Annotated in this window: 12 protein-coding genes; 4 read left to right on the top strand and 8 right to left on the bottom strand. The window is 62.1% G+C overall.

Annotation, left to right across the window (positions count from 1 at the left end; all coding sequences use genetic code 11):
• Positions 1–135 precede the first annotated feature (135 nt).
• On the bottom strand, positions 136–2130 hold the full coding sequence (locus PDR5_RS13685; RefSeq protein ID WP_064596281.1) for an alpha-1,4-glucan--maltose-1-phosphate maltosyltransferase: 1995 nt from the start codon (positions 2128–2130) through the stop codon (positions 136–138).
• Between the two features lie 216 nt (positions 2131–2346).
• Here PDR5_RS13685 and PDR5_RS29865 point away from each other — a divergent pair, with 216 nt between their 5' ends.
• Positions 2347–2505, top strand: a complete 159-nt coding sequence (locus PDR5_RS29865; protein WP_165369575.1) for a hypothetical protein — start codon at positions 2347–2349, stop codon at positions 2503–2505.
• On the opposite strand, the gene PDR5_RS13680 is transcribed toward PDR5_RS29865, so the two are convergent.
• A complete protein-coding gene (locus tag PDR5_RS13680; RefSeq protein ID WP_039768121.1) occupies positions 2506–3042 on the bottom strand; it encodes an MgtC/SapB family protein in 537 nt (178 codons plus the stop codon). It lies immediately after the preceding gene.
• 124 nt (positions 3043–3166) lie between these two features.
• On the opposite strand from PDR5_RS13680, the gene PDR5_RS13675 reads away from it, so the two are divergent.
• From PDR5_RS13675 to mapR, 3 genes are all read left to right on the top strand, one after another.
• Positions 3167–3415 (top strand): DUF3203 family protein, encoded by a 249-nt coding sequence (locus tag PDR5_RS13675; RefSeq protein ID WP_064596279.1) that lies wholly within the window; start codon positions 3167–3169, stop codon positions 3413–3415.
• 195 nt (positions 3416–3610) lie between these two features.
• Complete coding sequence (gene ccoG, locus PDR5_RS13670; RefSeq protein WP_064596277.1) at positions 3611–5041, top strand: cytochrome c oxidase accessory protein CcoG; 1431 nt, start codon at positions 3611–3613, stop codon at positions 5039–5041.
• 247 nt (positions 5042–5288) lie between these two features.
• A complete protein-coding gene (gene mapR, locus PDR5_RS13665) occupies positions 5289–6698 on the top strand; it encodes a GntR family transcriptional regulator MpaR (protein ID WP_039772397.1) in 1410 nt (469 codons plus the stop codon).
• A gap of 54 nt (positions 6699–6752) precedes the next feature.
• Here the strand turns inward: mapR and PDR5_RS13660 are convergent, their stop codons facing one another.
• The 6 genes from PDR5_RS13660 to PDR5_RS13635 form a co-directional block, all read right to left on the bottom strand.
• Positions 6753–7499 carry an SDR family oxidoreductase gene (locus PDR5_RS13660; protein ID WP_007955033.1) on the bottom strand — a complete coding sequence of 249 codons (747 nt, stop codon included), beginning with the start codon at positions 7497–7499 and terminating at the stop codon, positions 6753–6755.
• An 85-nt stretch (positions 7500–7584) separates the two neighbouring features.
• On the bottom strand, positions 7585–9666 hold the full coding sequence (locus PDR5_RS13655; RefSeq protein WP_064596276.1) for a putative bifunctional diguanylate cyclase/phosphodiesterase: 2082 nt from the start codon (positions 9664–9666) through the stop codon (positions 7585–7587).
• 338 nt (positions 9667–10004) lie between these two features.
• Positions 10005–11474, bottom strand: coding sequence for an efflux transporter outer membrane subunit (locus PDR5_RS13650; RefSeq protein ID WP_064596274.1), 1470 nt, complete (start codon positions 11472–11474; stop codon positions 10005–10007).
• On the bottom strand, positions 11471–14578 hold the full coding sequence (locus PDR5_RS13645) for an efflux RND transporter permease subunit (RefSeq protein ID WP_064596272.1): 3108 nt from the start codon (positions 14576–14578) through the stop codon (positions 11471–11473). The genes PDR5_RS13650 and PDR5_RS13645 overlap by 4 nt, the downstream gene beginning before the upstream one ends.
• Positions 14575–17679, bottom strand: coding sequence for an MdtB/MuxB family multidrug efflux RND transporter permease subunit (locus PDR5_RS13640; protein ID WP_064596269.1), 3105 nt, complete (start codon positions 17677–17679; stop codon positions 14575–14577). The genes PDR5_RS13645 and PDR5_RS13640 overlap by 4 nt, the downstream gene beginning before the upstream one ends.
• Positions 17676–18983: an MdtA/MuxA family multidrug efflux RND transporter periplasmic adaptor subunit gene (locus tag PDR5_RS13635; RefSeq protein ID WP_064596267.1), complete on the bottom strand. Its 1308-nt coding sequence runs from the start codon at positions 18981–18983 to the stop codon at positions 17676–17678. The genes PDR5_RS13640 and PDR5_RS13635 overlap by 4 nt, the downstream gene beginning before the upstream one ends.
• Positions 18984–19040: the final 57 nt, after the last annotated feature.

Raw genomic sequence — 19040 nt, 5'->3', positions numbered from 1 at the left:
GCCGATCACTTGGCTCGCAAACGATGAGCACCCTGTGGGAGCGAGCCTGCTCGCGAATTCGAGTTGGCAGGCAAGCTATGTATTGAATGTTGGCCCGCATTCGCGAGCAGGCTCGCTCCCACAGGGGATCTGTGTTCAGGCAGTGATCCGCCAGATTCCGAACGGCTGATACGCCGGATCGATCCGCATGAACTGGTACTTGCCGTGCCAGTCCCAGCGATGGCCGTTCATCAGGTCTTCGCCGTGGGTGGTGGCATCGTCCGGCAGGCCCATTTCCCACAGCGGCAGCTCGAAATTCGCCTCCTGTACGTTATGTGGATCGAGGCTGACGGCAACCAGAATGAAGTTGCTGCCGTCCGCACTGCGCTTGCCGAAATACAGAATGTTGTCGTTCCAGGCGTTGTAGATCTTCAGGCCCAGATGGCTGTGCAGCGCCGGGTTCTGGCGGCGGATGCGGTTGAGCTGGGCGATCTCGGCAATGATGTTGCCGGGCTGGTTGAAGTCGCGGACGCGGATCTCGTACTTCTCGGAATCGAGGTATTCCTCCTTGCCCGGCACTGGCGCCGATTCGCACAGTTCAAACCCCGAGTACATGCCCCACAGGCCCGAGCCCATGGTCGCCAGCGCGGCGCGAATGAGGAATCCGGGACGTCCCGACTCATGCAGGAACGCCGGATTAATGTCCGGGGTGTTGACGAAGAAGTTGGGCCGGTAGCACTCGCGCCACGGCGACTCATTCAGCTCGCTGAAATAGGTCGCCAGTTCGGTCTTGGTGTTGCGCCAGGTGAAATAGGTGTAGCTCTGGGTGTAACCGACCTTGCCCAGCCGCGCCATCATCGCCGGGGTGGTGAAAGCCTCGGCGAGGAAAATCACTTCCGGGTACAGCGTACGGACATCGGCGATCAACCATTGCCAGAACGGCAGCGGCTTGGTGTGCGGGTTATCGACGCGAAAGATCTTCACGCCCTCCTGCACCCAGCCGACCACAATGTCGCGCAACTCGACCCACAGGCTCGGAATCGCTTCCGGCGCATAGAAGTCGACGTTGACGATGTCCTGGTATTTCTTCGGCGGGTTCTCCGCGTATTTGATCGTGCCGTCCGGCCGCCAGTTGAACCAGCCCGGATGCTGCTTGAGCCACGGGTGATCCTGGGAACACTGAATGGCGAAATCGAGGGCGATTTCCAGACCATGGTCAGCGGCAGCGGCCACCAGCCGACGGAAGTCCTCACGGGTGCCGAGTTGCGAGTGAATCGCTTCGTGGCCGCCCTCCTCGCTGCCGATCGCATACGGACTGCCGGGATCGTCCGGGCCGGCGGTCAGGGAATTGTTGCGACCCTTGCGGTGGCTGCGGCCAATCGGGTGGATCGGCGTGAAATACAACACGTCGAAGCCCATGTCCTGAATCATCGGCAGGCGCGAGTGCACGTCATTGAAGGTGCCGTGGCGGGTGGGATCGTCGGTGATCGAGCGGGGAAACAGTTCGTACCAACTGGCGAATTCCGCCAATTCGCGCTCGACGTCCACCGGGAATTCCGGGCTGAGGCTCAGGTAGGCGCGGTGATCGGCCTCGGCCATCAGTTGCGCACTGCGCGAGTGCAGAAACAACGCGACCTGCTCGGTTTCGAGCAGGCCGGACAATTCGTGGTGCAAGCCGGCCAGTTGTTCGCTGAGCTGACCTTCGCTGCGCTCGGCGGCCTGCTGCACCATGGTGCGTCCCTCTTGCAGCTCGAGGCTGACCGGGACGCCGGCGGTGTGCTTTTTCTCCAGTTCGTACTGAAAACTGGCGAACTGGTCGATCCAGGCTTCGATCAGGAGCAGATAACGGCCCATGCGCTGCGGCTGAAACACACCGCGCCAGCCATTGTTGCCCTGATCGCTCATGACTTCGGTCTGCCAGGCCTCGTCACCCTCTTCGCGCCAGCGGATGCGCACCGCCAGTTTGTCGTGACCGTCAGCGAACACCTTGCTGGTGACCACGATCTCCCGACCTGCGATCGCCTTGACGGCAAACTGCCCGCCGTCGAGGGTCGGCATGGTGTTTTCAATGACGATGCGCGGCAACAGCAAGGCCTGCGACAGCGGCATGTGCGGGTTGTAGCTCTGTTCGGAAGGTTTTTCAGCAGTCATTGAGCATCTCTCCTTAACGCCCCAAGGACGCTCGTTTGCCTGTTTGGCGGTCACGGTCGGGCCTGGGCCCGGATGAACTCTCTCAGGTTCCGAGCGGCCGTCGCCGGGAAAAGTTCACAGGGATTTGCCGCGCTACAAAATCGGATCGATTTCGCAGTGAAGTGGTCAATCCACTTAAGCACGTCCCACGCCAAGTGCCACACGGAGGTTCACCCGATGACTATTCCAATTCCCGCTGAAACACCCGATCCGAACATCGACAAACCGACCCTGCCCGAAACCGAACCGCAACCGATCCCTGAACAGGAGCCGCCTGGCACCACGCCACCGCCCAAGGAAGAACCGCCGACGACCATGCCGCCGGTAATCGTCTGATCAGCGTAGGTCGTTGTGGTCTTTCTCGATGCGGTCCTTCTCGATGTGATCCTTTTCAAAGACCCTGACGATCCGCGGCATGACACTGAATATTCCCAACGCGAGCAACGTACTGAGCACCGCCGTCGCCTCGCGGCCCAGACCGGCCGCGACGCCGATGGCGGCGGTCATCCACAAACCGGCGGCGGTGGTCAGGCCCTTGACGTGGCCTTCGTCGCCTTCATGGTTCTTGAGGATGGTGCCGGCGCCGAGAAAGCCGATCCCGGCAATCACGCCCTGCACCACCCGGCTCATCGCGTCGGCCTGGGAACCGGACAATTGCGGTACCAGCACGAACAACGCCGCGCCAAGGGCTACCAGCATGTGCGTTCGCACCCCGGCGGCCTTGCCCTTGTGCTCGCGCTCAAACCCGAGAATCCCGCCCAATATGGCCGCCATCAACAGGCGCACGGTGATCCGGGTCAGCTGCGACGCATCGCCGATGTCGGCGAATTCCGCTTGCAGTGTTTCCCACACTTCATGCCACCAGGCGTTCATCGTCCAGTCCTTGTTATGAGTTGATAAAGGATGGACAGCGCCGACCATTAATCGGTTGCGTAGAACGATCTGCAGAACCGCGCACCCTAACGTCTCAGACTCCCGTGAAAAAAAGGACAACCCCATGCCCCTTCGTATCGATGAAAGCAATCCGGAATCGAAAGTCTGTTTTTTCACCGTTGAGAATGGTGAGGAAATCCGGATCTGCGACACGCTGGAAGTCAGGACAGATAGGGAAAAAGCCATGTCGTTCGTCGAGGTGGAAGGACGGCGCATCTACGTCACTGAAGCCGAAGCGGACGCATTGACCGTCGCAGGCGCCCGGGATGGGCGCAAACACCTGAAGGCCGACGACAGTGATTCGGTGATTTGACTGACCTCGATCAACAACCGGCGCAGAGCTCTGGGATAGGCCTCTGCGCTTTGGCCTGCGGGCTGCTTCAAGTTGTCGCAGGAGTTGATCCGGAACCCATCTGATCCGCTTTTTATTGGAATACCTGAGTCTGTTATGCAAACAGATCGACGCTCATAGTTCCCTGGCCTGATGGAGGCTGATGAGCGAACGACCATGAGCGAACGAATCCCCGTCCGAACCGTAGAAGCATCTCCCCGGATAAAAAAAGTACCGGCGCGCCCAATGAAGGCGAAACACGCCACCAGCGACAACCAGATCTTCACCCGCAGCTTCACCGGCCTGTTCCGCACCTTGCGCATGAGCGGCGCGGGGTTTCTGTTTCTGCTGTTCTTCGGCACGGTATGGCTTAACTGGGGCGGACGTCAGGCGGTGCTCTGGGACCTTTCCGAAAGCAAGTTCCACATCTTTGGCGCGACCTTCTGGCCGCAGGATTTCATTCTGCTCTCGGCGCTGCTGATCATCGCCGCGTTCGGCCTGTTCGCGATTACCGTGTTCGCCGGCCGGGTCTGGTGTGGCTACACCTGCCCGCAGAGTTCGTGGACGTGGATCTTCATGTGGTGCGAGAAGATCACCGAAGGCGAGCGCAACCAGCGGATCAAATTGCAGGCGGCGCCGTGGAGCCTGAACAAACTGGCGCGGCGTGCGGCCAAGCACACGCTGTGGCTGGCAATCAGCGTGCTGACCGGCCTGACCTTCGTCGGCTACTTCACCCCGATCCGGCCACTGGCCGAAGAACTGCTGACCTTGCAGATCGGCGGCGTCAGTCTGTTCTGGGTGCTGTTCTTCACCGCCGCCACCTACATCAATGCCGGCTGGCTGCGTGAAGCGGTGTGCATGCACATGTGCCCGTATGCGCGATTCCAGAGCGTGATGTTCGACAAGGACACCCTGGCAATATCCTACGACGCCGCCCGTGGCGAAAACCGGGGCCCGCGCAAACGCGAGATCAAACCGGCCGAGGCCGGCCTCGGTGATTGCATCGACTGCCAGTTGTGCGTGCAGGTCTGCCCGACCGGTATCGACATCCGCGACGGCCTGCAAATGGAATGCATCGGCTGCGCGGCATGCATCGACGCCTGCGACTCGATCATGGACAAGATGAATTACGCTCGCGGCCTGATTCGCTATACCTCCGAGCGTGAGTTGCAGGGTGGCAAGACCCATCTGCTGCGTCCAAGGCTGATCGGCTACGTCGCGGTGCTGGTGGTGATGATCGGTGCCCTCGCCCTGGCGCTGGTCGAACGGCCGATGGTGTCGCTGGACGTGACCAAGGACCGTGGTCTGTTCCGTGAAAACGGTCTGGGCCAGATCGAGAACATCTACACCCTCAAGGTCATCAACAAAACCCAGCAGCGCCAGGATTACAACCTGACGCTGGTGGACGGCGACGGCTTCCAGTTGCAAGGCAAGACCGAACTGAGCCTGGCGCCGGGCGAGATCGTCGATGTGCCGGTGTCGGTGGCGATGACCTCCGAACGCCCGGCCAGCAGCTCGCAGACCTTGAGCTTCAAGATTGCCGACAGTGATGAGCCGGGGATTTATAGCGTGGCGAAGAGCCGGTTTGTTGCGCCGATGAATCGGTGAGCCGTTAGAATCTCCCCCCTCACCCCAGCCCTCTCCCAAAGGGAGAGGGAGCCGACCGAGGTGTAAGGAGTTGTACATCGACCTGAAAAATCGAGTCGATTATGGATTCACTGCAGCACGTTCATGTCGGCGTAATTCTTAAGCATCCCACGATCAGTCCCCCTTTCCCTCTGGGAGAGGGCTAGGGTGAGGGCTGATGCCACTGACCCACCACAAAAACACCAAACACCACGTACCAAGGCCCCCGATGAAACGCTACGAAAAATTCGCCGACGACATCGCTGAACTGATCCGCTCCGGCGTCCTCGGCCCCGGTCAGCGGGTGCCGTCGGTGCGCTACGCGAGCCAGACCTACGGCGTCAGCCCGTCCACGGTGTTCCAGGCCTATTACCTGCTGGAACGTCGCGGCCTGATCCGCGCCCGCCCGCGCTCCGGCTACTTCGTCAATACCCACGCCCCGAGCCCGTTCTCGGAGCCGGTGATCAGCAGCCAGGTCAACGAGTCCACCAAGGTCGACGTCAGCGAGCTGGTGTTCTCGGTACTGGAATCGATCAAGGACCCGAGCACCGTGCCGTTCGGCTCGGCGTTCCCCAGCCCGACCCTGTTCCCGCTGCAACGCCTGTCCCGCTCGCTGGCCAGCGCCGCCCGGGAGATGGACCCGCGCATGGTGGTCACCGACATGTCGCCGGGCAACCCGCAACTGCGCCGGCAGATCGCCCTGCGCTACATGGTCGGCGGCCTGATGCTGCCGATGGAAGAACTGCTGATCACCAACGGCGCACTCGAAGCGCTGAACCTGTGCCTGCAAGCCGTGACCGAGCCCGGTGATCTGGTGGCCATCGAAGCCCCGGCGTTTTACGCCAGCCTGCAAGTGCTGGAACGCCTGAAGCTCAAAGCCGTGGAAATCCCCGTGCACCCGCGCGACGGCATCGACCTCGGCGTGCTCGCCCAGACACTGGAACGACACCCGATCAAGGCCTGCTGGTGCATGACCAGTTTCCAGAACCCGATGGGCGCGACCATGCCCGAGGCCAAGAAACAGGAACTGGTGGAACTGCTGAAACAGCATCAGGTGCCGCTGATCGAAGACGACGTCTACGCCGAACTCTATTACGGCCAGCAGGCGCCGAAACCGGCCAAGGCCTTCGACACCGAAGGGCTGGTGATGCACTGCGGCTCGTTCGCCAAGAGCCTGGCCCCCGGCTACCGCATCGGCTGGGTCGCCGCCGGCCGCTACGCACAGAAAATCGAACGACTGAAACTGATGACCTCGCTGTGCGCCTCGATGCCCGCACAAGCAGCCATCGCCGACTACCTGCAACACGGCGGCTACGACCGTCACCTGCGCAAACTGCGCTATGCCCTGGAAGAACAGCAAAGCGCCATGCTCGCGGCCATCGCCCGCTACTTCCCGGCGCAGACACGCGTGAGCCAACCCGCCGGCGGTTATTTTCTGTGGCTGGAACTGCCACCGCAGATGGATTCGTTGAAGTTGTTTCAGATGGCGTTGGCGCAGGGGATCAGCATTGCGCCGGGGCCGATTTTTTCGCCGACCCAGCGCTTCAGGAATTGCATTCGATTGAACTACGGCAGCCCGTGGACCGAGGATGCAGAGAAGGCGATGGAGACGCTGGGGCGGATTGTGCGGTCGTTTTGAGTGGCCGCTGATCGTTGATCGTTCCCACGCAGAGTGGAAACGATCATTGGAGGCTTAGCGCCCGCCGCCGAGATCGACAAAAGTCCCGGTGGCATACGAAGCCTTGTCCGACAGCAACCAGACAATCGCCTCCGCCACTTCATCCGGCCGCCCGCCCCGGGCCATCGGAATGGCCGACTCCAGCTTGCTGACCCGATCCGGGTCGCCGCTCAAGGCGTGGAAGTCGGTATAGATGTAACCCGGACGCACCGCATTCACCCGAATCCCCTCGCCTGCCACTTCCTTGGACAGCCCGATGGTGAACGTGTCGAGCGCGCCTTTGGACGCCGCGTAATCGACATACTCATTCGGCGAGCCCAGCCGCGCGGCGACCGAGGAGACGTTGACGATGCTGCCACCCTGCCCGCCGTGTTTGGGCGACATGCGCAGGATCGCGTGCTTGGCGCAGAGGATCGGCGCCAGCACATTGGTTTTCATGATCTTGAGAATGCGGAATTCGGACATTTCGTCGACCCGGGATTTTTGCCCCACGGTGCCGGCGTTGTTGACCAGGGCGGTGACGCGGCCCAGTTCGCTGTCGACCCGGTTGAACAGCGCGATCACTTCGTCTTCGATACTGACATCGGCACGCACGGCGATGGCCGTGGCGCCGCGCTCACGCACCTGGTCCAGCACGTGGTGAGCGGCCTGTTCGTCGGTCTGGTAATTGATGCAGATCCGATAGCCTTGCTCGGCAGCCAACAGCGCAGTGGCGGCGCCGATTCCACGACCGCCGCCGGTGATCACAATGACTTTATCCATGCTGGCCTTTCCCCCGATGCACACGTAACAGTCGGGGCAAGAATAACCGTCATTGCAGGGTTTTGCATGACCTGCGATTAGCGGCTCAGCTCACCGCCAATGGTTTGCCGCGCACGATGTCCTGCAGGAAGCGATCCGCCGGCATCGGGTGACCGAGCAGATAACCTTGCAGTGAATCGCAGCCCAGTTGCGTCAGGAAGTCCTGCTGCGAATCGGTTTCCACGCCTTCAGCCACGATGCGCAGCCCCAGCGCCTGACCGAGGGCGACGATCGCCGAGACAATGGCCGCATCATCGCTGTCGTGTTCCAGATCGCGGACGAAACCGCGATCGATTTTCAACTCGTTGGCCGGCAGACGCTTGAGGTACATCAGGCTCGAATAACCGGTGCCGAAGTCGTCGATGGACAGGTCGACGCCCATGTCGGACAGTTCCTGCAACACCGTCATGCTCGCGTCGGCGTCGCTCATGGCGGTGGTTTCGGTGATTTCCAGGGTCAGGCTGTTGGCCGGTAAATGGTGGGTGGCCAAGGCCTTGGCCACGCTGCTTACCAGCCCTGCATGACAGAACTGCAACGCCGACAGGTTCACCGCAATTCGCCAGTCGGTGTAGCCCAGCACGTACCACTCGCGCATCTGCCGGCAGGCCTCATTGAGCACCCACTCGCCAATCGGAATGATCAGCCCGGTCTTCTCCGCCAGATCGATGAACTTGTCCGGCATCAGCATGCCCTGGGTCGGGTGCTCCCAGCGCAACAAGGCCTCGGCACCGACCGGACGACCGTCGGCCGCATGGAATTTGGGTTGGTAATGCAGGCTGAACTCGCCATGCTCCAGCGCCGCCCGCAAGTCCTGCAGCAATTGCAGTTGCTTGCGCGCGTTGCTGTTCATCGAAACGTCGAAGAAGCTGTAACCGTTCTTGCCGCCGCCCTTGGCGTGGTACATCGCGGCGTCAGCGTTCATCAGCAGTTCCTGGGCGCTCTCCCCGTTGCCGGGGTACAGGGCAATGCCGACGCTGGCGGAAATCTGCAACTCATGCTCGGCGACCCGGAACGACCGGGCGATCAAGCCGACCTGACGCGCCGCCAGACCCAGCGCATCGTTGGGTTCGGTCAGGCGCACCAGCAGGACAAACTCATCGCCACCGATCCGCGCCAGCGTGTCGAGGCTGCGCAAATCTTCGCGCAGACGCACCGCCACTTCGCGCAGCAACTGATCGCCCATGTGGTGACCAAAAGCGTCGTTGACCGGTTTGAAGCCGTCCAGATCGATGAACATCAGCGCAAAACAGCCGCCCTGCTCGTTGACCTTTTTCATCGCCTGATTGATCCGGTCATCCAGCAGCATGCGGTTGGGCAGGCCGGTCAGGGTGTCGTGCAACGCCAGCTGGGTGAGCTCACGGTTGGCCACGGTCAACGAATGGGCCAGATCAGCGGTGCGGGCTTCGAGGCGCGCGTCGAGAATCGAGGTCAGCAGCGCGATGGCCAGCACCGCCAGCGTGGTGATCAGTACCAGATTGTCGAGCCCATTGCCGTTCAGGCCGCTGAGTGCCGCGCCGCAGAAACTGCCGTCGGGAAACCTCGCCGCCGCCATGCCGGTGTAGTGCATGCCGACAATCGCCACGCCCATGACAATCGCCGCCCCGGCCCGAAACAGCCGCACGTAAGGCGAATGCTGACGCAGGCGAAAGGCGATCCACAGCGCTTCCGCCGAAGCGCCGACAGCGATCAACAACGAGGCGCCGAACAGTGTCGGATCGTAGTCGATGCCCGGCTGCATGCGCATCGCGGCCATGCCGGTGTAATGCATGGCGCTGATGCCGGCGCCCATGATCAACGCGCCAAAGGCCAGTTGCCAGGCCGGCAGTTTCGGCTGACTGACCAGCCACAGGGCAAAACCGCAGGACAGCACGGCGATCAGCAATGAAAGCGCCGTGATCGAAATGTCGTAACCGAGGTTGATCGGCAGCTTGAACGCCAGCATGCCAATGAAGTGCATCGACCAGACGCCGATGCCCATGGCAAACGCCCCGCCGGCCGTCCATAAATGCACGGCGCGGCCCTTGGCAGTGGCAATGCGCCCGGTGAGATCGAGCGCGGTGTAGGAAGCAAGGATCGCCACACACAGCGAAATGAAAACCAGCGTGAAGGAGTAGCTACCGATGAGCATGGGAATTCTCGTGACCACCCCGCCGTACTGCGTCCGTTCTCCGCGGGGCCAAATGCGCCGATTGTACTGATTGCGCAGAAGAACGCACTGACAAAGTAATCAAATGGCCATCAACCCGATGAAACGCTTGTTTGATCGTCGGACAAGGCTCTGGAGTGCTGCTTTGACAGAGCGTCCGCCCTCGCCCGCAGATCGTTCCCACGCTCTGCGTGGGAATGCAGCCCGGGACGCTCCGCGTCCCTTCCAAAGCCGAACGCGGAGCGTCCGTTGAGGGATTCCCGCGCGGACGGTTCGACGCCTCGACGCCTCGACGCCTCGACGTGGGAACGATCAACAGGCTAGCGGTTATCAGTGGTTTCCAACTGCCCATCCCAACCACCGCCCAGCGCCGCAATCAACTGCACGCTGGCGATCAAACGGCTCTGCAGCACGTTCAACACACTGCGCTCGTTGCTCAACGCCGTCGCCTGCACCGTCACCACATCGAGATAAGCAATCACCCCGGCCTTGTACTGGTTTTCGGTCAGACGCAGGGAATCCCGTGCCGCATCGAGGGCTTCCTGGCGCACGACCGCTTCGTCTTCGTACACCTTCAGCTGCACCAGATAGTTTTCCACCTCGCGGAAACCGTCGAGCACGGTCTGGCGGTATTTGGCCACGGTCTGGTCGTACACCGCTTCGGTGCGGTCGACTTCGGCCGAACGGATGCCGCCGTCGAATAGCGGCAGGGTCATTTTCGGCCCTACCGACCAGAAGCGGTTCGGCAGGCTGATCAGGTTCTGCGAGGTACTGCTGCTGTAGCCACCGCTCATGCTCAGGCTGAAATCCGGGTAGTACGCAGCCTTGGCCACGCCGATGTTGGCGTTGGCGGCGATCACCGAGCGCTCCGCCGAGGCGATGTCCGGACGGCGCTCGAGCAACTGCGACGGCAGGCTCAGCGGAATTTGCGGCAGCTTGGGAATGTCCTGGGTCTCGGCAATATTGAATTCGGCGGGGGGCTGGCCGGTCAGTACCGCGATGGCGTTTTCGAACTGCGCCCGTTGCCAGATCAGGTCCACCAGATCACCCTGAGTGGTTTTCAGCTGGGTCTGCGCCTGCGCCACCGCGTCCCGCCCGGAAACCCCGGCGTTGTACTGGTTCATGGTCATTTTCAGCGAGCGCTCGTAAGCGGCCACTGTCGATTCGAGCAGGCGTTTCTGCTGATCGATCACCCGCAATTGCAGGTAGTTCTGCACCAGCTCGGATTGCTGGCTCAAACGCATCGCCGCCAGATCGGCATAGCTCGCCTGAGCGCTGGCCTCATTGGCTTCCAGGCCACGGCGCAATTTGCCCCAGACATCGGCTTCCCAACTCACGCCCAGTTGCGCACTGTAAGTGTCACGAATACCGCTGGAGGAACTGCTCAGGCTTGAACTGCTGCTGCCGGTGCCCTGGCTGGAACGGGTCTTGCCGGCACTCAGATCAATACTCGGATAAAACGCGCCGCGCGCGCTGCGCACCAAGGCCTGGGCCTGACGGTACTGGGCCTCGGACTGGGCGACGGTCTGGTTGGAGCTGTTGAGTTTCTCGATCAGCTGGTTGAGCTGGCGGTCGCCATACAGCTCCCACCACGCGCCGCGCGCCAGGGAATCGCTCGGGTTGGCCTGACGCCAGCCTTCGGCTTCCTTGTACTGGGCGATTTCGGCGGTCTGCGGGCGCTGGTAGTCCGGGCCGACGGCGCAGGCACTGAGCATCGCCACGCACAGAGACAGGCTCAGCAGGCGCGAGCCGCGGACAGTGGCCAGATTGATAAGCGAACGGTCAGTCATAGCGGAGTTTCCAGAGCGGCATCGGTGCGCACGCCACGCCATTTGTTGAAACGATGGCGCAACTTGTCGAGATAGAGGTAAACCACAGGCGTGGTGTAAAGGGTCAGCACCTGGCTGAAAATTAGCCCGCCGATGATGGTCAGGCCCAGCGGCTGGCGCATTTCCGCGCCTTCGGCCCGGCTCAGCAGCAACGGCAAGGCGCCGAGGATCGCCGCCAGCGTGGTCATCAGGATCGGCCGCAAACGTTGCAGACAGGCGCTGCGGATCGACTCCAGCGGCGCCATGCCGTGATGACGCTCCAGTTGCAGCGCCAGGTCGATCATCAGGATCGCGTTCTTCTTCACCACGCCGATCAGCAGGAACAATCCGAGCAGCGAGATCAGGCTGAACTCGCCGCCCAGCACATAGATCGACAGCAAGGCACCGACCCCGGCCGAAGGCAGCGTCGACAGAATCGTCAGCGGGTGAATGTAGCTTTCATACAGCACGCCCAGCACCAGATACACCGCCAGCAGCGCACCGAGGATCATGAACGGCTGGCTCTTCTGGGTAGCGGCGAAGGCATCGGCGGTGCCGGCCATTTTCACGATCACGTCTTCCGGCAGACCGAGCTTGGCAATCGCCCGTTCGATGGCGGCACTGCCCTGCTCCACCGTCACGCCTTCGGCCATGTCGAAGGAAATGCTCTCGGAAGCAAACTGGCCTTCGTGGCTGACCCGGTCGTCTTCCAGGCTGTTTTCATAGTGAGCGAAGGTCGACAGCGGAATTCGTGCACCGTCGGCGGTGATCACCTGGACCTGCTTGAGCGTCACCGGGTCCTGAGCGTATTTCGGATTGACCTCCATCACCACCTGATACTGGTTGAGGCTGTCGTAGATCGTGGAAATCTGTCGCTGGCTGTAGGCGTTGTTAAGGACGGCCGTGACCATTTCCATGTCCACGCCCAGGCGTTTGGCCTGATCGCGGTCGACGATCAATGTCACCTGCTGCGCACCCGCGCCTTCGCGGGCGTCGATGGCGGTCAGCTCGGGCAAGGCCCGCAGCGCGGTGACCACTTTCGGGTACCACTCGCGCAACTCACCCAGATCACCGCTTTGCAGAATGTAGCTGTACTGCGAAGTGGTCTGCTCGCGGCCGCCGCCAAATTGCAGGTCCTGGTCGGCCATCAGCATCAACTGCGCACCGGCTACCTTGGGCATTTCCTTGCGCAGGCGCTCAATGACCTTCTGCGCCGAGATATTGCGCTCCTTGATCGGTTTCAGGCGCACCAGCATGAAGGCGTTGTTGGTGCCGTTGGTGCCACCAATGAACCCGGCCACACTCTCGACCGCTTCGTCCTTGAGCACCGCGCGGCGGAAGGTCTCCATTTTCGGCTGCATCACGCTGAACGACAGGCCGTCGTCACCGCGCACGAAACCGATCAACTGGCCGGTGTCCTGCTGCGGCATGAAGGTTTTCGGCACGACCACGTACAGGGCAACGTTCACCCCGACGGTGATGATCAGGCTCAGCAACGTCAGGCGCCGATGACGCAACACCCAATCGAGGCTGGTGGCGTATTTGCCGACCATCCAGTCGTTGGTGCGGCGGCTCCAGCGTTGCAGGCGGTTTTCCTCGCCCGGCGTATGGGGTTTGAGCCAGCGGGCGCAGAGCATCGGGGTCAGCGTCAGAGAAACCACCAGCGACACCACAATGGACGCGGCCAGGGTGATGGAAAACTCGCGGAACAGGCTTTCGATGATCCCGCCCATGAACAGGATCGACAGGAACACCGCCACCAGCGAGACGTTCATCGACAGCAAGGTAAACCCGACTTCCTTGGCCCCGAGGTACGCGGCCTTCATCGGTTTGACGCCTTCGTCGATGTGCCGGGAAATGTTCTCCAGCACCACGATGGCGTCGTCCACCACCAGCCCGGTGGCGAGAATCAGCGCCATCAGCGACAGGTTGTTCAGCGAGAATCCGTAGAGGTACATCACCGCAAAGGTGCCGACCAGCGACACCGGCACCGCCAACGTCGGAATCAGGGACGCACGGAAATTGCCGAGAAACAGGAACACCACCAGAATCACCAGCGCCACGGCGATCAGCAGGGTCATTTCCGCTTCGTGCAGGGTGGCCTTGATCACCGGCGAACGGTCCATCGCCAGGTTCAGTTTGACACTGGCCGGCAGCACCGCCTGCAACGCCGGCAGCTGCGCCTTGATCTCGTTGACCGTCTCGATGATGTTGGCGCCGGCCTGGCGGTTGATCACCAGCAACACCGCCGCGTCATCGTTGAAGAAACCGCTGTTGTAGCGGTCTTCCACGCCGTCGCTGACCTTGGCCACGTCCTTCAGACGCAGGGCCGCCCCGCCGTTGTAGTGGATGATCAGCGATTCGTAATCCTTGGCTTTTTCCAACTGGTCGTTGGCCTGGATCTGCCACAGACGCTGGTCGTCCTCGACCGAGCCCTTGGGCCGGCGCACGTTGGCTTCGGCGATAGTCTTGCGTACATCGTCCAGCGCCACGCCGTACTGGTTCAGCGCCTGGGGTTCGAGTTCAATGCGCACCGCTGGCAACGAGCTGCCGCCGATCTGCACTTCACCGACGCCCTGCACCTGGGACAGGCTCTGGGACAGGATGGTCGACGCCAGGTCATAGAGCTGGCCTTTTTCCAGCACGTCCGAGGTCAGCGACAGCACCATGATCGGAGCCTGCGACGGGTTGACCTTTTTGTAGGTCGGCATGCTGCGCATCCCGCTCGGCAGCAGGTTGCGCGAGGCGTTGATCGCCGCTTGCACTTCCCGCGCCGCGCCGTTGATGTCGCGGTCGAGGTCGAACTGCAGAATCACCCGGGTCGAGCCCTGGCTGGAACGGCTGCTCATGGTGTTGACGCCGGCGATGGCGCCGAACGAGCGCTCCAGCGGCGTGGCCACGGTAGACGCCATGACTTCCGGACTGGCGCCGGGCAGGCTGGCCTGGACCACGATCACCGGGAAGTCCATTTGCGGCAGCGGCGACACCGGCAGCAGACCGAAGCTCACACCGCCCAGCAGCATGATCGCCAGGCTCAGGAGCATGGTCGCCACCGGGCGCTTGATGAAAGGACCGGACAGGTTCATGGCTGTTCCACCGGCTCCACGGCCGAAGGAGCACGGCCCCAGCGCCGGCCGAGACGATCGAAGTACAGGTAGATCACCGGGGTGGTGAACAGCGTCAGCACCTGACTCACCAGCAATCCGCCGACCATCACCAGACCCAACGGTTGACGCAACTCAGCACCGGAACCGGTGGCCAGCATCAGCGGCACCGCGCCGAACAGCGCAGCCAGCGTTGTCATCAGGATCGGCCGGAAGCGTAACAGCGCCGCCTGATAGATCGCCTGCTCAGGCGCCATGCCCTGGGTGCGTTCGGCGTCGAGGGCAAAGTCGATCATCATGATCGCGTTCTTCTTCACGATACCGATCAGCAGAATGATGCCGATGATCGCGATCATCCCCAGATCATTGCCGCTGAGCAGCAACGCCAGCAACGCCCCAACCGCCGCCGACGGCAAGGTCGACAGAATGGTGATCGGGTGAATGTAGCTCTCGTAGAGCACGCCGAGCACGATGTACATGGTCACTACCGCCGCCAGAATCAGCAGCAAGGTGCTCGACAACGACGCCTGGAACGCTTCGGCGGCGCCCTGGAACTGGGTCTGCACGCCGATCGGCATGCCGATGTCCTTCTGCACCTGTTCGATGATGTCCACCGCATGCCCCAGCGCCACGCCCGGTGCGAGGTTGAATGACATCATCACTGCCGGGAACTGGCCGATGTGGGTAATCGCCAGTTGCGCCTGCCGCTCCTCGACATGGGCCAGGCTCGACAACCGAACCTGACCACCATCGGTGGTCTTGACGTGAATCTGATCCAGCGCCTGCGGGCCGATCTTCTCTCCGGCCTGAGCCTGCAGCACCACGCGGTACTGGCTGGCCTGGGTGTAGATGGTCGAGATCTGCCGCTGGCCGAACGCGTCATACAGCGCATCGGTGATGTTCGAGACCGACACGCCCAGCCGTGAAGCGGCGTCGCGATCGATCACCAGGAACACCTGCAAGCCTTTGTCCTGCAAGTCACTGGCGACGTCGGTCAGCTCCGGGCGCTGGGCCAGTGCTTCGACCAGACGGCCGCTCCACTGACTGAGCAATTCGGAATCCGGCGACGACATGCTGAACTGATACTGGGTGCGGCTGACGCGGTCTTCGATGGTCAGGTCCTGCACCGGCTGCATGAACAGGCGGATGCCGACAAGCTTGTCCAGCTGCGGTTGCAGGCGGGCAATCACTTCGGTAGCGGTCAGATCACGCTGGCCATGGGGTTTGAGGTTGATCAGCAGCCGGCCGCTGTTGAGCGTGGCGTTGTCACCGTCGACGCCGATGTAGGACGACAGGCTTTCCACCGCCGGATCTTCCAGAATCACCTTGGCCAGCGCCTGCTGACGCTCGCCCATCGCTGCGAAGGAAATCGACTGCGGCGCTTCGGAAATGCCCTGGATCACCCCGGTGTCCTGCACCGGGAAGAAGCCCTTGGGCACCACCATATAAAGGAACACGGTGAGGGCCAGCGTGCCGATGGCCACCAGCAGGGTCAGCGGCTGGTGCTTGAGCACCCACTGCAACTTGCGCCCGTAAGCGGCAATCATCCAGTCAATGAACGCACCACTGGCGCGGTAGAAACGGCCCTGCTCATGTGCTTCCGGCTCACGCTTGAGCAGACGCGCGCACATCATCGGCGTCAGGGTCAGCGAGACCACCAGGGAAATCAGGATCGCCACCGCCAGGGTGATGGCGAATTCGCGGAACAACCGCCCCACTACGTCGGCCATGAACAGCAGCGGAATCAGCACCGCGATCAGCGACAGGGTCAGGGAAATCAGGGTGAAACCGATCTGCTTCGCGCCCTTGAGCGCCGCCTGCATCGGGCTGTCACCCTCCTCGATGAAACGCGCGATGTTCTCCAGCATCACGATCGCATCGTCGACCACGAAACCGGTGGCGATGGTCAGTGCCATCAGCGTCAGGTTGTTGACCGAGAAGCCGGCGAGGTACATCACGCCGAACGTACCGATCAGCGACAGCGGCACGGCCACCGACGGGATGATGGTGGCACTGGCGCGCCGCAGGAACAGGAACGTCACCATCACCACCAGCGCGATGGCGATCAGCAGTTCATGTTGCACGTCGGTGACGGAAGCGCGGATGGTCTGGGTGCGGTCGGTCAGCACGACCACGTCGAGACCGGCCGGCAGGTTGTCGGTGATGCTCGGCAGCAGCGCCTTGATCCGGTCGACCACCTCGATCACGTTGGCCCCCGGCTGACGCTGGATGTTCAGCAGAACGGCCTGATTCTGGTTGGCCCACGCCGCCAGACGCTCGTTCTCGGCGCCGTCGACAATCTGCGCGACATCCTTGAGCCGCAGCGGTGCGCCGTTGGCATAGGCCAGGATAAGGTTGGCGTAATCCTTGGGCGAAGTCAGTTGGTCGTTGGCATCGAGCATCGACACCCGGGTCGGACCGTCGAAGTTGCCCTTGGGCTGGTTGACGTTGGACGCACTGATCAGCGTGCGCACGTCCGACAGATTCAGGCCATTGGCCGCGAGGGCCTCGGGATTGACCTTGATCCGCACCGCCTGACGCTGGCCGCCGGCAATACTGACCATGCCGACGCCGCTGATCTGGGCGATTTTCTGCGCCATGCGCGTGTCGACCAGGTCATTGAGTTTGGGCAGCAGCATGGTTTTCGAGGTGATGGCCAGGGTCAGCACCGGGGTGTCCGCCGGGTTGACCTTGTTGTACACCGGCGGCGCCGGCAAGTCGGTCGGCAACAGGTTGGTCGCGGCGTTGATCGCGGCCTGCACCTGCTGTTCGGCGACGTCCATGTTGATGTCGAGGCTGAAACGCAGGGTCAGCACCGAGGCACCGCCGGAACTGGTCGAGGCCATTTGCGTCAGGCCAGGCATCTGCCCGAACTGGCGCTCAAGCGGCGCGGTGACGGCGCTGGTCATCACGTCCGGACTGGCGCCCGGATACAGGGTCATGACGCGGATGGTCGGGTAATCCACCTGCGGCAGAGCCGAAACCGGCAGCAGGCGATAGGCGATCAGACCGGCCAGCACGATGGCCAGCATGCTCAGCGTGGTGGCGACCGGGCGAAGGATGAACAGACGCGAAATGTTCATGCGCCCTTCTTGGCCTTGTCAGTGACGGCGGCGTCAGGCGCGGTGGCGGCTGACTTGCCTTGCAGGTGCTCGGTCGGAGTGGTCGGCACATCCTTGCTGTCGTTGACCACTTCCACTTCGCTGCCTTCCTTCAGACGGTCGGTGCCTTCCAGCACCACCCGGTCGCCGGCGGCCAGACCTTCGGTGACTACCGTGTTTTCGCCGTCGCTGGCACCGATCTTCAATTGGCGGATGGTGACTTTCTTGTCGCCGTCCAGCGCGTAAACGAAGGTGCCGTTGGTGCCGAACTGGATGGCAGCCGACGGAGCCAGCACCACACCTTTCAACGTGTCGGCCAGCAGGTGAACGTTGACGAACTGGTTGGGGAACAGCGACTGATCGCGGTTCTCGTAGCGCGCCTTGAATTTAAGGGTGCCGGTGGTCACGTCGATCTGGTTGTCGAGACTTTGCAGCACACCGGTGGCCTGCAGTTTGGTATCGCCACGATCCCAGGCCTCGGCCGGCAGTTTGGCGCCGCTGCGGTAGCGGGCGAGCACGGTTTCCAGGCTGTTTTCCGGCAGGGTGAAGGCGACGCTGATCGGTTGGGTCTGGGTGATCACAGCCAGGGAGGTCGTGTCGTTAGCCGCCACGAGATTGCCGACGTCGAGCTGACGCAGGCCGACGCGACCGGCAATCGGTGCACGGATCTTGGTGAATTCGAGATTGAGCTTGGCGTCGTTGACCGCCGCCTGATTGGTTTTCACGGTGCCGAGATACTGGCCGACCAGGGCTTCGGCGGTGTCCAGCGTCTGCTTGGCGATGCTGTCTTCCTTGTACAGGCCGCGATAGCGCTCGACATCGACCTGAGCGTTTTTCAACTGCGCCTGATTCTGCAGCAAGGTGCCTTCAGCCTGGAGCAAGGCGTTCTGGTACGGACGCGGGTCGATCTCCGCCAGCAGGTCGCCGGCCTTGACCATTTGCCCTTCCTCGAAATAAATCTTCACCAGTTCGCCGCCGACCCGGCTGCGCACATTGATGGTGTTGAGCGCCGTGACCGTACCGAGGGCCTTGTAGTACAGCGGGAAGTCCCCGGTGACTGCCGGCGCCACGCGCACCGGAATCGGCCCGGCCGCCCCGCCGAAGCCCGGACGCATCATCCCCGAACGACCGGTATGGCCGGCCTGCGCCTTCTCGCCGCCCTCCTTGTGGGCCGAACCAGCGGGCCAGAATTTCCAGCACAGACCGGCAATGACCAGCAGGACAAGCAGGCTCAGCAGCCAGCGACGGGAGTTTCGGGAAGACGATTGCATGGAGTGATTAACCATTGGGCGCGTGGGCTTCTTTTACGGGAGGCTGAACGATAAGCACTGGTGGGGATTTAG

The organism is Pseudomonas sp. DR 5-09 (assembly GCF_001655595.1).
In the GTDB taxonomy this organism is placed as follows: domain Bacteria; phylum Pseudomonadota; class Gammaproteobacteria; order Pseudomonadales; family Pseudomonadaceae; genus Aquipseudomonas; species Aquipseudomonas pharyngis.
Note: the sequence above shows the minus strand (reverse complement) of the source record. Positions and strands in the feature narration are given on the sequence as shown.